The organism is Lysinibacillus sphaericus OT4b.31 (assembly GCF_000392615.1).
Taxonomy (GTDB): Bacteria; Bacillota; Bacilli; order Bacillales_A; family Planococcaceae; genus Lysinibacillus; species Lysinibacillus sphaericus_B.
Window position 1 is genome coordinate 3,979,071 of record NZ_KB933398.1, and the last position, 12,881, is coordinate 3,991,951.

A 12,881-nucleotide genomic window follows, 5' to 3' on the forward strand; every position below is an offset into this window, starting at 1 on the left:
CCATCACCTCTTTACTTTTGCTTTTCGTATTTAATCGTTGTTAACATCGCACGTAGAATTCTCGCACGTATGCTATCCCGTAAAGGTAGTTGTAAATCTAATGTTGAGCGATCAACTGCCGCTAACATTAATTTCGCTTCTCGTTTTGAAATTACCTGCTCATCAATTAGACGATAAACTAAATCTTCTGCCACTGTTTGAGATGCCCCACCTTCAATTTGCAAGAGCACATCATCAATCAAATCAATTTGTGAGTTTGCACGGACACGTAAAATTCGAATGTATCCACCCCCGCCACGTTTACTTTCAACAAGGTAACCACGCTCAGCCGTAAATCTTGTATTAATAACATAATTTATTTGTGACGGTACACATTGAAATTTATCCGCAATTTCACTACGTTTGATTTCAATATGCCCTTCTCCACCTAATTCAAGTACTTGCTTTAAGTAGCCTTCTATGATGTCTGAAATATTACGCATTTTAGGAATACACCTCGCTAACCACACTGACTTTGACTATCTTTGACTATATTTGAGTATATTATACAGAACGCTTGAAAATAATTGCAATTAATACGCACATTGAAAAATCGCACGTACAATTGCCCTCTCAACGAGTATGATTTTCCATCAGGATACCGCGACACCGACATCCAGAACTTGGGTTATGTTCTTTCCATTGTGTATCCAGTAAATTAGAGTTCTTCGGTAGATTGTCCCATGAAACGACAAAGAAAGAAGTTAAAACGGGTTTCATAGTTATAACCTACCCTTTTCGCCTATAGAAAAAACGCAAGCATATGCACTTAGCATATACTTGCGTCTATAAAAATTATACCCAGCGGCCGACAATTGGGTAGCGCCAAGGCTCATCAGATATAGCCTTCACAATACCGATAATTGGTACGATAAACGTCATAAGACCAAAAATTAGTAAAAATGGTAAGCCGATTAACACGAAGCTTAAAATTCCAGCAATTGCAATTAATACCCACATTACAATTTGGAACAGTAATGCCTGAATAGAGATTCCTTTTACTTCTTCATCAGAACTAATTAAGAAAAATAAAATCGGCACTAAAAATGGTGCAAAAAACGCACTGGCATGTATGATTACTTTAGACCATTTTGTTTCCATAAATATCAACCTTCCTTTTTAATTTGTTCTTGCTATTTGTACTACTATTTACGGAACTATACTCTAAATAGTTTCAAACAAGTATAAAATTTTTAAAAAAACTTTTTTGAAGGGCATGTGATACATGATGGATTTTAATAACACACTTGCAAACGAATATGAAAAAGGTATTCGACGTACATTGCCAAGCTATGATGCCATGTTACGTTTAACACAAACCTTTTATCGATCCAATCTGGCTGAGGAAGCTACGTTTTTAGTGCTTGGCTCTGGAAGCGGCAATGAAATCTTACAGCTTGCTGAACAAAGACCCCACTGGTCCTTTGTAGGTATAGATCCTGCAGAAGCAATGCTACAAATTGCAGAGGAACGCTTAAAATCGTTGCCAAATAAAATTTCCTTATGTCGTGGCACGATACTAGAAACATCTTTACCGGCTACAAAGTTTGATGCTGCCAGTTGTATACTAGTTCTTCACTTTATCGAAACTTATGAGGAAAAACTTGCGACTTTAAAAGAAATTGCGAAACATTTAAAGCCTGGAGCACCATTTGTCCTTGTCTCAAAATATGGGCAGCTTAACACAACTGAAACTGAGCTACAGTTTGATTTATGGCGTTCCTATTGGCTACAACACACAAAACTTTCAGCCTCAGAAGTGGCGAATATGGAGCAGTCCATACGCGCTCTATCATTTATGCCGGAAAAAGATATTTTAACGCTGTTACAACAGGCAGGCTTTACACAACCTTCCCGATTTTTTGCAACAACATTATTTGCAGGTTGGGTATGTTATAAAGGGGTACTTGAATAGATAGAGATGTTAGACGCCTGTATATATGCTACGTTAAGGCTTTGCGACTATACCTGTCGAAATGTACCATCGTTTAGAACGCCCGACCTGTCGTGGCATCTAACGTGTTAAAATCTATTTTGGTGTAGGTCAAGCGGGTGATACTACAAGTGCCCTCTCCCCATGCAACATCCCGCAATCCGTTCGTTTTGAGTAGTTGACTTAGTACCCTTTTATATGGGAAAAACAGAATTGAGGTGAATGCTGTGATTCGCACAATGGGCATTTCAAAAGATCAACAATTATTAAAGGGATTTCCACTTGAAGACATTAAAGATAAGTATTTTGAATGGTTCTGGGTCGATTTTAATAGCCCCACCGCTGAAGAAGAGCTATTACTCGATACTTTTTTTCATTTTCATCCACTAGCCATTGAAGATTGCTTAATGCGTTTACAACGGCCAAAGCTCGATTTTTATGATGATTATCATTTTTTCGTGATTCATAGGCTTAACGAAGAGACTCTAATAGCTGAGGAATTAAACATCTTTGTCTCCGATAAGTTTATCGTTACATACCACAAAAACGAGACACCTGAGATAGATAAGGTGCAAAAACTTTTAGAAGAGCAACCAAAGAATTGGGAACGCGGTACTGTATTTCTAACCTACCAGACCATTGATAAAATTGTCGATAGCTATTTCCCACTTGTCTATAAGATTGAAGATCATCTAAATACACTTGAAGATGAACTGACATATCAAAGCAGTGTAAATGCGATGCAAATTGTATTTGAATTTCGTAGTGATTTACTTCATTTACGAAGAACCATTTTACCAATGCGTGACCTCTTATATCGAGTACTCAGCTCTTACCGCTTCGCGCTAAAAAAATCCGAACGAGCTTATTTCGGTGATATTCACGATCATTTAGTCAAGCTTACAGAGATTGTCGAATCTAATCGTGAGCTTACAGCCGACATGCGCGATAACTATATGGCGATGAGCTCCAGCCGCATGAATGGTATCATGATGACGTTAACAATTGTTTCTACAATCTTTATTCCACTAACCTTTATTGCTGGCGTTTACGGGATGAATTTTGATATTATGCCTGAACTCCATGGTCGATATAGCTACTTTATCGTCCTTGGTATTATGATATTAATCGTGATCTTTATGCTGTCTTTTTTCAAATACAAAGGTTGGTTCAAACTATTTAAACCCTAAAAAAGAGGGCATCTAGAAAAAGCGCTAGATGTCCTCATTATATTTAATACGGCCCTCGATCATCCACTTTATTTTCCCCTTGCTGTGGGAATAAAAAGTATGCAAGAACACCAGATAATAATGTTGCACCGATGATAATTAAAAGTTGGTCGATATCCGGTACTTCCGCATAGTAGTTGTTTAACATATAAACTGCTCCTATTGCAACAATCACCATAACAGGAATGACAAACTTAAAACGCTTCTTCTCCATGTAATGCCTCCTTTTAGCAATTTTAATTAGATATCTTTCACGTACAATTATTTATTAAACTAAACAGTTCGTATTTTACAGGTTTGTCTTATGAAATTCAAACTACTTTTTATTCTTTAAAAAAATCTATTTCATGACTTTTAAGCGACAATCATTTAAAAAATATTGCAAAAATATAGAAATAAACTAAATTTTTAACCAAAATTGACACTAAAAATAGTAGAATAGATTAAATACCATATTTCGCAAATTTTCATACATTAATATACGAAGACACTTTAATTAATATATATTATGGATTTATAAAGAATGGAGCAGACAACAATGAGTTGGTTTACAAATAAGAACAATTCTAGCTACTCAATTTTATTATCACCGGAGGAATATAAGCATAACGTACAATTAGATGTTTCTAACCACCCAAATCTTCAAAAGCAGTTGCAATTATTAGATTTAACTACTGAAGATTTAGCCATTATTAAGCAACTTCAGCCTTTGGCTAAAGATTTGATTCCTAAAATGGTCGATCAATTTTATGCAGCTATTAGTTTGAGCCAAGATTTGTTGGATATTATCCATAGAACTTCACAAATCGAACGTTTAAAAATTACATTACATAAACATTTAAGTGATATTTTCGAAAGTCATATTAATGACTCTTATATTAACGAAAGAAAGTCAATAGCTGAGACACATGTGCGTATTGGCTTACAATCTAAGTGGTACATAGCGTCGTTCCAATCATTAACTTCTACGTTTGCAAACTTTGCAAATGAATTAGATGTTTCTAAGCATGATGCGCTTCGTGCCATTAATGCCTTCTGCAAAATCATTAATTTTGAGCAACAGCTTGTTATAGAGGCATACGAAAATGAAGAAGATCGTATTCGCTCAGAGGCGGATGAAACAAAGCACTCACTTGTTACAACCATTCAAAGTACCGCTGAAGAGTTAAATGCTATCAGTGAGGAAACGGCTGCTTCTCTAATGGTTATCTCTGCACAAACGGATGACATTGCTGTAGCAACAAAACAAGGTTTGAGCTTCGTTGAAGAGACAAAAGAAAAATCTAGACGCGGCCAACAACAATTACAAGAGCAAAATGATTTAATACATGTCATTTTACAAAGTGTAAATAGCCTTGAAGTGACAATGAATCAATTACGTACATCTTCACAAAAGATTTCTGAAATTGTAGGCCTAGTCACAGGTATTGCTGATCAAACAAATCTATTAGCATTAAATGCCTCCATTGAGGCAGCACGCGCAGGTGAGCATGGTAAAGGTTTCGCTGTCGTGGCTGAAGAAGTCCGCAAACTTGCTGAGGAAACAAAAAATGCCGTACAAAACGTTTCACATCTTATTAAAGAAACAGAAAGCAATATTACAACAATGGCGAGCTCCGTTATCAATGTAGACCAAAAAATTCAACATAGCGTAGATACACAAACAAATTTATCGAAATCATTTAATGATATTGCAGATGCTGTTACAGGTATTCAGCAGCAGTATGTAAATACAGCACGCGATATTTCTGCAATTTCAAATTTAATTACAGAGTTGTCACAAGGTGCTACACTTGTTTCCTCCTCTTCAGACTCATTGATTAATGTAGTCAATGAATTAAATATCTAATTACTTCTAAGCCAAATGCTCTAATATGGCTATTAAAAAGGGAAATTGACCTCCATGTGTCAATTTCCCTTTTATTTTAATGTGCCAAAGCACGTTTTTGCTTACGGTGTTCCCGTCGCGCAGGACCTGTTTCGAACAAACGTTTTTCAGCATCAGTTTCTGGAATAATGGCTGGAATAGCCTTTGGTTTCCCTTTTTCATCCACCGCTACCATTGTCACGAAAGATTCCGTCGTTAGCTTCTCTTCACCTGTTTCGATATTACGTGAAATCACCCGTACATAAACCTCCATGGAAGAATGCCCTGTAGAAGAAACAATGCTTTCAATTTCTAAAATATCTCCTACATGAGCCGAAGATAAAAAATCAACCGAATCGATAGAGGCTGTTACCACATGCCCTTTTGCATGTTTCATCGCTGTAATTGCAGCAATTTCATCAATATAAGCTAACACTCTACCACCAAAAATGGAATTGTGATTATTTGTATCTGGCGGTAATACGAGACGCGTTTGAACCGTACGTGATTGGCTCATCGGAACAGCGTTGTTTGTCATAGTTCTAGTAACTTCCCTTCATGTATGTTCTTCCGTCATCGTATCGTACAAAAAGACTTGATGCAAACTAGAATGATTTTTTCATGGCAATAAACTTCATATCTGTCATTTCCTCAATTGCCCACTTAATACCCTCTCGTCCGTAACCACTCATTTTCACGCCGCCGTATGGCATATTATCAACTCTAAAAGTTGGAATATCGTTAATAATAATAGCTCCTGCTTGTAATTCGTCTGCTGCACGCAATGCATCTGGCAGCACATTCGTATATATTCCTGCATTTAAGCCAAGTTCCGACTCATTCACTAGTCGAATAGCGTCGTCTAATGTTTCATATGAAACAATTGAGACGATTGGTGCGAATGTTTCCTGACAAATTATTTTCATATCGGCTGTCACATGCGTCATAACTGTTGGTGTTAATGTACGCTCTGTGAACGTTCCACCTGTGGCTACGATCGCGCCTTGTGCCTTTGCTTCCTCAATCCATTGGCGAATTCGTTCCACTTCACCAGGATTGATCATTGCACTAACATCTGTTTTTTTATCGACTGGATCACCTACGACTAACTTTTCGGTTTCTTTTACAAATGCATTCGTAAATTCCTCAATAATCGAGGCGTGTACATAGATACGTTGTAACGAAATACAAACTTGTCCAGCAAAACTAAATGCACCGCTGACACAACGCGATATAATTTTATCTATTGGTGTCGACGGCTCGACAATAACCGCAGCATTAGAACCAAGCTCTAATGTTACTTTGCGCAATCCTACTTTTTCTTTAATGCCTAGTCCAACCTTACCACTTCCTGTGAATGTCACCTTTTTCACAAATGGATGTGTAACGAGTATATCACTTAGCTCTCCACCACTACCTGTAACAATTTGTAATGCACCATCTGGCAGACCTGCTTCTTTAAAAATGTCAGCCATTACAATCGCACTTAGCGGTGTTTGTGTCGCTGGTTTTAATACCACTGTATTACCCACTGCAAAAGCAGGGCCTAATTTATGTGCTACTAAGTTAAATGGAAAATTAAAAGGTGTAATAGCAGAAATAACACCTAATGGCTCACGCTTAGTCCAACCAATTCGATCACCCGCTCCTGGCGCGGCGTCCATAGGCACCGTTTCGCCCATTGCTTGTTTTGCTCCCTCTGCGGCGAATTGATATGTTGCGATTGTGCGATCAATTTCAGCTGAGCCTGCCGATAAAGGTTTTCCTGCCTCATGCGCCAAAATCTCCGCTAATTCTTCTTTACGATGGCGCATAATGTCCACCACTTTATATAAAATTTCGGCACGTTCGTAGGCTGTTGTCTTTTTAAACGATAGAAATGTCTTTTGTGCACCTTCTATTGCTCGTTCAACATCCTGAACAGTTGCCTTAGCAACCTTCGCAATCACATCACCGCTATAGGGTGATGTTAAATCATACGATTCCTTCGTGTCTTGCCACTGACCATTTATCCACAGCTTTGCTTCTTTCATCCTTCAAAAGCACCTCCGAAAAATAATATTCTTCACTTAGTTTATCACGAAGAGCTCGAATTAGATGCCACTACAGCAGCAGTAACTGCCGCCATCATCGCTGCCTGCTGCGCTTGTATTAAGAGCTCGATAGAAGCCATGATGGACATTGATAATGATTGTTGCACCTTCGCCATATCATGAATAGCAATTTGTATTGCCATAAACAGCACAAATTCACGATGCCATTTTAATAATTTCATACCCTTTAATTCATGGTACAAATCAGTAATTTGCGAGATTTGCGCGCTATTCAATTGAAGAATTGCTAAGAATCCCAGTAACGGATAGTGCATTGTTTTTATTTTTACATCTACTTTTTTTAATATGTCACGAATAGTAACAACACTTGGCACAAGATTACTATCATATTGTGGAGATAAAAACGTTAGCACCTGCGATAGCCATTGTAATTCATTACCTGCATAAAAATTATACGAACGAAGCTCTTTATAATAACGATTCATTGTTTCAGCACGTAAGATAACATCATCATTTGGGTTACTAAGTAATACTGCATAGGGAATATCATCAAAAGAAGTTAAAAATCGATGGTGTTTTCGAATGGCTTCATACAAGGCACGTGCCTTTTGAGCATGTGCCTGTTTCTCACTTTCAATGTTTGTTAAAAATTGAGCAGCTATAAAATTGAAATTCCCACTTTTAAATTTTGCTTCCTTTAATATCTTTTCATTTATAATTATGTTTTTTACCGCCTGCTCGATGTCATCCTGTTCCATGATGTTTGCAGCCATACTATAGCCAACGTTTGCTCTTAGCGGAGACATCCATGATGTTTGCTTCTTCATCTCTTGAAGTACTTCTTTAAATTTTAGCGCATCAAAGGTTTTGCCTGAAGCTACATACGTGCTGGCAATAGCTAAAATGATTTTGCGATCAACTGACCATCCAGCCGCCTTCGCTACGCCCTCCACCGTTTGTGTAAATTGGTTTTCAATTATAACAATATCCATCTTCAACACGCTCCTTTTTATTATTTACGTAATATTTTGTCGAAAAGATTCAATCATTTTGTAACAATTAACATAAAAAGTAAACTTAAATTAATGTATGTAACTAGGTTTTATATGGTTTAATAAAAATAAATCAATAATTAATGGGGGATTATTATGAATGAAAGGACGATTAAAAAATCGTTGTTCACTGAAACCTTACAAGATCGATTACAGCTTTTTTTACTATTACGTAACGCTCAAAATAATATAAATTTACATAAACTTTTTCAGAAGAATTAGCATAGAAAAACAGCGGCAAAAAAACATTGAAGTTCTTTTGCCACTGCTTTTAAATTTTTATGCTATTGCGCTTCAAGATAATACTAGCTGTACAATATCATTTTTTTGAAACACTATTCGATCAAGCCTAATTCTTTTAATTCTTCTGTAGAAAAGGCCCTTGATCTTGTTAAAAACCGCTTACCTTCCACACCCTCAAGTGAGAACATACCGCCTCTACCATCAACAACGTCTAAGATAATTTGCGTGTGCTTCCAAAAATCGTATTGATTCTTATGCATATAAAATGGTGCACCACCAATTTCACCGAGACATACATCCTGATCACCCAATAGTAAGTCACCCTCTGGATAACACATTGGAGACGATCCATCACAACATCCACCCGATTGATGAAACATAACTGGTCCATGTTTTTCTGTCAATAAATCGATTAGTGCCAGCGCTTTTTCCGTTGCTAATACACGTTCAACCACGCCTTCGCACCCCCTTACGCATTAGAAGAAACCTAGTTTGTTTTCGCTATAGCTAACTAATAAATTTTTCGTTTGTTGATAATGAGATAACATCATCTTATGTGTTTCGCGACCGATGCCTGACATTTTGTAGCCGCCGAACGCAGCATGCGCTGGGTAGGCATGGTAGCAGTTTGTCCAAACACGACCTGCTTGAATACCTCGACCGAAACGATAGGCTGTATTCATATCACGTGTCCAAATACCAGAGCCTAAACCATATAATGTATCGTTCGCAATTTCTAATGCTTCTTCTTTCGTTTTAAATGTTGTAACTGCCACAACTGGCCCGAAGATTTCTTCTTGGAAAATACGCATTTTGTTGTATCCTTTAAAGACAGTTGGCTTAATGTAGTAGCCGTTTTCGAAGCCTGTACCTACATTATTTTTCTCACCACCAATGAGACACTCAGCGCCCTCTTGCTTACCTATATCTAAATAAGACAGGATTTTTTCCATTTGCTCACTAGAAGCTTGTGCACCCATCATCGTATTCGGATCTAATGGATTTCCAACTTGAATGGCTTCCACACGTTGCAGTACGCGTTCCATAAACTTATCATAAATAGATTCTTGAATTAATGCACGGGAAGGACATGTACATACTTCGCCCTGATTAAGAGCAAATAATACAAAGCCTTCTACTGCTTTATCTAAAAAGGCATCATCTTCGTCCATAATATCTTCGAAGAAAATATTAGGAGACTTTCCACCCAATTCTAACGTAACGGGAATAAGGTTTTGTGAAGCATATTGCATAATTAAACGACCTGTTGTTGTTTCACCTGTAAAGGCAATTTTTCCAATACGTGGATTGGATGCAAGTGGTTTTCCTGCCTCTAAACCAAAACCGTTGACAACATTTAGTACGCCTGGTGGCAATAAATCACCAATTAATTCTACTAACACCATAATCGAAGCTGGTGTTTGCTCTGCAGGTTTTAACACCACACAGTTTCCAGCAGCAAGCGCAGGTGCTAGCTTCCAAACAGCCATTAATAACGGGAAATTCCAAGGGATAATTTGACCGACTACCCCAATAGGCTCATGGAAGTGATAAGCAACTGTATCATTATCGATTTGGCTTAGCGAACCTTCTTGTGCACGTAAAGATCCTGCAAAATAACGGAAATGATCAATTGCTAGAGGGATATCTGCATTTAATGTTTCACGTACTGCTTTTCCGTTATCCCATGTCTCGGCAACGGCTAACTTTTCTAAGTTTTGTTCAATGCGGTCCGCAATTTTAAGTAAAATGTTTGCACGCTCTGTTGCAGATGTTTGGCCCCATGCATCTTTTGCGGCATGTGCTGCATCAAGTGCATGTTCAATATCCTCAGCAGTTGAACGCGCTGTTTGTGTAAAAACTTGTCCAGTAACAGGAGTAACATTATCAAAGTATTGACCTTTCACTGGGGGTGTCCATTCTCCACCAATGTAATTATCATATTTCTCTTTGAATTGAACTACCGATCCTTCAGTGTTTGGAAATGCATAAACCATTTTACTTCTCCCCTTTACACAAAATAATGAGAAAATATCTACAAAAATCGCTATTTTATATCGAAATAACAATATTTTCATAGAAACTCTCTTACACAATATATTGTCAGAAACAAAAAATAATTTCAACTTTTTAAAAAATATTTTCCAATGAAATTATTTTTGCTAGAAAAGCTTTAGAATTCACGGTGCATCCAACGATAATGTATACTTAAAATAATAATAATGTATAGGAGAACTGTATGCGTATTAATAAATATTTGAGTGAGACTGGCATTGTATCACGCCGTGGTGCTGACAAATGGGTAGAGGAAGGTAAAGTAACAATCAACGGGGAGCTTGCAACGGTTGGAAGTCAAGTTGAAGTAGGCGATCTCGTTTGCGTAGACGGAAAAGAGGTAAAGAAAGAACAACAACTTGTGTATATTGTCTTAAATAAACCAATTGGCATTACAAGTACAACTGAGCAACATATAAAAGGAAATGTCGTGGATTTTGTTAATTACCCCCTACGTATTTTCCATATTGGGCGACTTGATAAAGAATCAGAGGGACTATTATTACTGACAAATGACGGTGATGTTGTAAATAAAATATTACGTGCAGAAAACCATCACGAAAAAGAATATATTGTACAAGTCGATAAGCCTCTTACAGAGCAATTTATCACGAAAATGGGGGCAGGGGTTAATATTTTAGATACAACCACTTTACCTTGCTCTGTTGAAAAAATTTCGGATAAAGTATTTAAAATTATTTTAGAGCAAGGTTTAAACCGCCAAATTCGCCGTATGTGTTCCACACTTGGCTACTCTGTTAAAAGGTTACAACGCATTCGTATTATGAATATTAAGCTCGGCAATCTAAAAATTGGGCAGTGGCGTGATTTAACTGACAAAGAACGAACAGAACTATTCAAACTACTTAATTACACACCAAAATAACAGCAATTAAGAGGGATAGCGCTATGCTTTCCATTCAAAGTACCGAACAGCTGACTGGCGTACGAATTAGTGGCGACTTTTGGGATTTAGATCAACTCATTAATGCGATTTACAAAGTAACTGGTGATGAAAACAAATATTACGATTACCAAGGTGCGCGTCAGCGAATCCTTGGTATTTGCTATAATCTTCGCCATGCAGCACAAGGCGACCACCTGCTTGAATTTGTTAATAATGGACTCAATAAAAGTGTGCTTACTCAGCATGAAATTATTTTTCCAAATAAAAATGTCTATTATGCAACGGAAGTTCTATGGCCCGAGCTTATTTTTACAGCGATTGCTTTAAATGACTTTATCCGTTTGCACCAAGAGCTCATCGATTCTTCAGAGTGGAATATTTATATTGCAACCATTCGCAAATTCCAAGCATCCGTTGCACAGTGCTTAGAGCAGGAGCTCGGTGAAGAAGAATTTTTAGTGTTTTTAAGAATGCTCCATACGAAAAGTCCACTGACCTTCCGTTACGCTACGCAATACGTAGACATATTGGATTTAGAATATATACATTTAAATACGGAGGAACGTAAGGCTCATTTAGCAGCCTTCGCTCTCCGATTAATGCTTGAGGACGAAGAATATGTAGCACTCAAATCACAGCTGATGGAAGCTGCAATAACAAGCAAAAAGGCGCTGCACGAAATTCAAATCCATGCAAACTACCCAGAAGAAATTCTTTGGTAAATCAAGACCTTGTTCAATAACTAAAAGCGAATTTTTTCAACTCACTTTTGGCGCTGAGTTTACATTTTTGGCGCAGCAAAAGCTTTGCTGCCGTCGCTTCTCTTTCACGCAAAAAGAGCCGACTCGAAGTACTTTAAGTCGGCTCTTTTGCTATTTAATTGTCTTATACGCCATTTTATGAATGACAGCTTCGAGCTGCGGATAATCTGCTAAAAGCTCTTCTTGTGTAAACAATTCAAAATCCGCAAAGTCAAAGCCAGGAGCCACCATACAGCCAACTAAACTAAATGTATTAGTATCCTCTACAGACGAGCCAAAAATTGTGTTCTTCGGCACAGCTACTTGTGGCACCTCGCCTGCCTCCATATTTAATCCTAATTTCTTAGCCTCATATGTACCATCAGGGTAAATCATATGGACAGTTAGTGGGCTGCCAGCATGATAATACCAAAGCTCATCAGATTTTAAACGATGTAAATGTGATATATCCTGCGAACGTAGTAGAAAATAAATGCTCGTATAAATTGGTCTTGTTACATCCCTTACCGCCATTTCGTCAGCCGATCTAAACGAAGAAATATAGTAACCTCCCTCTGGATGCTCTGCTAAATTTAATTTATCAATGAAATATTGTGCTGAATACTGCAAAAACCTCACTCCTTTCTCCCACCTTACCAAAAAACAAAGGTCTGATGCCACCGCTATCCGTTGTTTTGTCGGTTTTATCCGTCACTTCATCGATTCTATCCGCCACTTCCTCACTTTTATCCGTCACTCATA

The 12,881-nt window shown here is 37.6% G+C and carries 14 protein-coding genes; 5 read left to right on the top strand and 9 right to left on the bottom strand.

Annotated features, from left to right (window positions below; all coding sequences use genetic code 11):
* Positions 1-11: 11 nt before the first annotated feature.
* Together H131_RS18440 and H131_RS18445 are read right to left on the bottom strand one after the other, a co-directional pair.
* Entirely contained in the window at positions 12-482 is a 471-nt protein-coding gene (locus H131_RS18440; RefSeq protein WP_010860638.1) for a CtsR family transcriptional regulator, read from the bottom strand.
* 352 nt (positions 483-834) lie between these two features.
* Complete coding sequence (locus H131_RS18445) at positions 835-1,140, bottom strand: DUF4870 domain-containing protein (protein WP_010860639.1); 306 nt, start codon at positions 1,138-1,140, stop codon at positions 835-837.
* A gap of 124 nt (positions 1,141-1,264) precedes the next feature.
* Here H131_RS18445 and H131_RS18450 point away from each other — a divergent pair, with 124 nt between their 5' ends.
* Both H131_RS18450 and corA read left to right on the top strand, forming a co-directional pair.
* On the top strand, positions 1,265-1,954 hold the full coding sequence (locus H131_RS18450; RefSeq protein ID WP_010860640.1) for a class I SAM-dependent methyltransferase: 690 nt from the start codon (positions 1,265-1,267) through the stop codon (positions 1,952-1,954).
* Positions 1,955-2,199: 245 nt separating this feature from the next.
* Positions 2,200-3,162 (top strand): magnesium/cobalt transporter CorA, encoded by a 963-nt coding sequence (gene corA, locus H131_RS18455; protein WP_080647698.1) that lies wholly within the window; start codon positions 2,200-2,202, stop codon positions 3,160-3,162.
* Positions 3,163-3,205: 43 nt separating this feature from the next.
* On the opposite strand, the gene H131_RS18460 is transcribed toward corA, so the two are convergent.
* Positions 3,206-3,415, bottom strand: coding sequence for a hypothetical protein (locus tag H131_RS18460; protein WP_010860642.1), 210 nt, complete (start codon positions 3,413-3,415; stop codon positions 3,206-3,208).
* Positions 3,416-3,739: 324 nt separating this feature from the next.
* Here H131_RS18460 and H131_RS18465 point away from each other — a divergent pair, with 324 nt between their 5' ends.
* Complete coding sequence (locus tag H131_RS18465; RefSeq protein WP_010860643.1) at positions 3,740-5,050, top strand: globin-coupled sensor protein; 1,311 nt, start codon at positions 3,740-3,742, stop codon at positions 5,048-5,050.
* Positions 5,051-5,126: 76 nt separating this feature from the next.
* Here the strand turns inward: H131_RS18465 and H131_RS18470 are convergent, their stop codons facing one another.
* From H131_RS18470 to adh, 5 genes are all read right to left on the bottom strand, one after another.
* A complete protein-coding gene (locus H131_RS18470) occupies positions 5,127-5,606 on the bottom strand; it encodes an acyl-CoA thioesterase (RefSeq protein WP_010860644.1) in 480 nt (159 codons plus the stop codon).
* A 67-nt stretch (positions 5,607-5,673) separates the two neighbouring features.
* A complete protein-coding gene (locus tag H131_RS18475; protein WP_010860645.1) occupies positions 5,674-7,101 on the bottom strand; it encodes an aldehyde dehydrogenase family protein in 1,428 nt (475 codons plus the stop codon).
* A gap of 44 nt (positions 7,102-7,145) precedes the next feature.
* Positions 7,146-8,114 carry a DUF4003 family protein gene (locus tag H131_RS18480; RefSeq protein ID WP_010860646.1) on the bottom strand — a complete coding sequence of 323 codons (969 nt, stop codon included), beginning with the start codon at positions 8,112-8,114 and terminating at the stop codon, positions 7,146-7,148.
* 395 nt (positions 8,115-8,509) lie between these two features.
* The gene (locus tag H131_RS18485) at positions 8,510-8,872 is read right to left on the bottom strand and encodes a DUF779 domain-containing protein (protein ID WP_010860647.1); all 363 of its coding nucleotides are present in this window, start codon (positions 8,870-8,872) and stop codon (positions 8,510-8,512) included.
* Between the two features lie 21 nt (positions 8,873-8,893).
* The gene (gene adh / locus H131_RS18490; RefSeq protein WP_010860648.1) at positions 8,894-10,414 is read right to left on the bottom strand and encodes an aldehyde dehydrogenase; all 1,521 of its coding nucleotides are present in this window, start codon (positions 10,412-10,414) and stop codon (positions 8,894-8,896) included.
* 242 nt (positions 10,415-10,656) lie between these two features.
* Between adh and rluF the strand changes: the two genes are divergently transcribed.
* Both rluF and H131_RS18500 read left to right on the top strand, forming a co-directional pair.
* On the top strand, positions 10,657-11,358 hold the full coding sequence (gene rluF / locus H131_RS18495) for a 23S rRNA pseudouridine(2604) synthase RluF (protein ID WP_010860649.1): 702 nt from the start codon (positions 10,657-10,659) through the stop codon (positions 11,356-11,358).
* 23 nt (positions 11,359-11,381) lie between these two features.
* Entirely contained in the window at positions 11,382-12,101 is a 720-nt protein-coding gene (locus H131_RS18500) for a DUF6904 family protein (RefSeq protein ID WP_010860650.1), read from the top strand.
* 150 nt (positions 12,102-12,251) lie between these two features.
* On the opposite strand, the gene H131_RS18505 is transcribed toward H131_RS18500, so the two are convergent.
* Entirely contained in the window at positions 12,252-12,749 is a 498-nt protein-coding gene (locus H131_RS18505) for a cupin domain-containing protein (protein WP_010860651.1), read from the bottom strand.
* Between the last annotated feature and the right edge of the window lie 132 nt (positions 12,750-12,881).

What these genes read in the sequence shown, in the direction of transcription:
- H131_RS18440 (WP_010860638.1), bottom strand. Translation starts at nt 482, where the DNA reads ATGCGTAATATTTCAGACATCATAGAAGGCTACTTAAAGCAAGTACTT.
- H131_RS18450 (WP_010860640.1), top strand. Translation starts at nt 1,265, where the DNA reads ATGATGGATTTTAATAACACACTTGCAAACGAATATGAAAAAGGTATT.
- H131_RS18500 (WP_010860650.1), top strand. Translation starts at nt 11,382, where the DNA reads ATGCTTTCCATTCAAAGTACCGAACAGCTGACTGGCGTACGAATTAGT.
- H131_RS18475 (WP_010860645.1), bottom strand. Translation starts at nt 7,101, where the DNA reads ATGAAAGAAGCAAAGCTGTGGATAAATGGTCAGTGGCAAGACACGAAG.
- H131_RS18470 (WP_010860644.1), bottom strand. Translation starts at nt 5,606, where the DNA reads ATGACAAACAACGCTGTTCCGATGAGCCAATCACGTACGGTTCAAACG.
- adh (WP_010860648.1), bottom strand. Translation starts at nt 10,414, where the DNA reads ATGGTTTATGCATTTCCAAACACTGAAGGATCGGTAGTTCAATTCAAA.
- rluF (WP_010860649.1), top strand. Translation starts at nt 10,657, where the DNA reads ATGCGTATTAATAAATATTTGAGTGAGACTGGCATTGTATCACGCCGT.
- H131_RS18465 (WP_010860643.1), top strand. Translation starts at nt 3,740, where the DNA reads ATGAGTTGGTTTACAAATAAGAACAATTCTAGCTACTCAATTTTATTA.
- H131_RS18445 (WP_010860639.1), bottom strand. Translation starts at nt 1,140, where the DNA reads ATGGAAACAAAATGGTCTAAAGTAATCATACATGCCAGTGCGTTTTTT.
- H131_RS18460 (WP_010860642.1), bottom strand. Translation starts at nt 3,415, where the DNA reads ATGGAGAAGAAGCGTTTTAAGTTTGTCATTCCTGTTATGGTGATTGTT.
- H131_RS18480 (WP_010860646.1), bottom strand. Translation starts at nt 8,114, where the DNA reads ATGGATATTGTTATAATTGAAAACCAATTTACACAAACGGTGGAGGGC.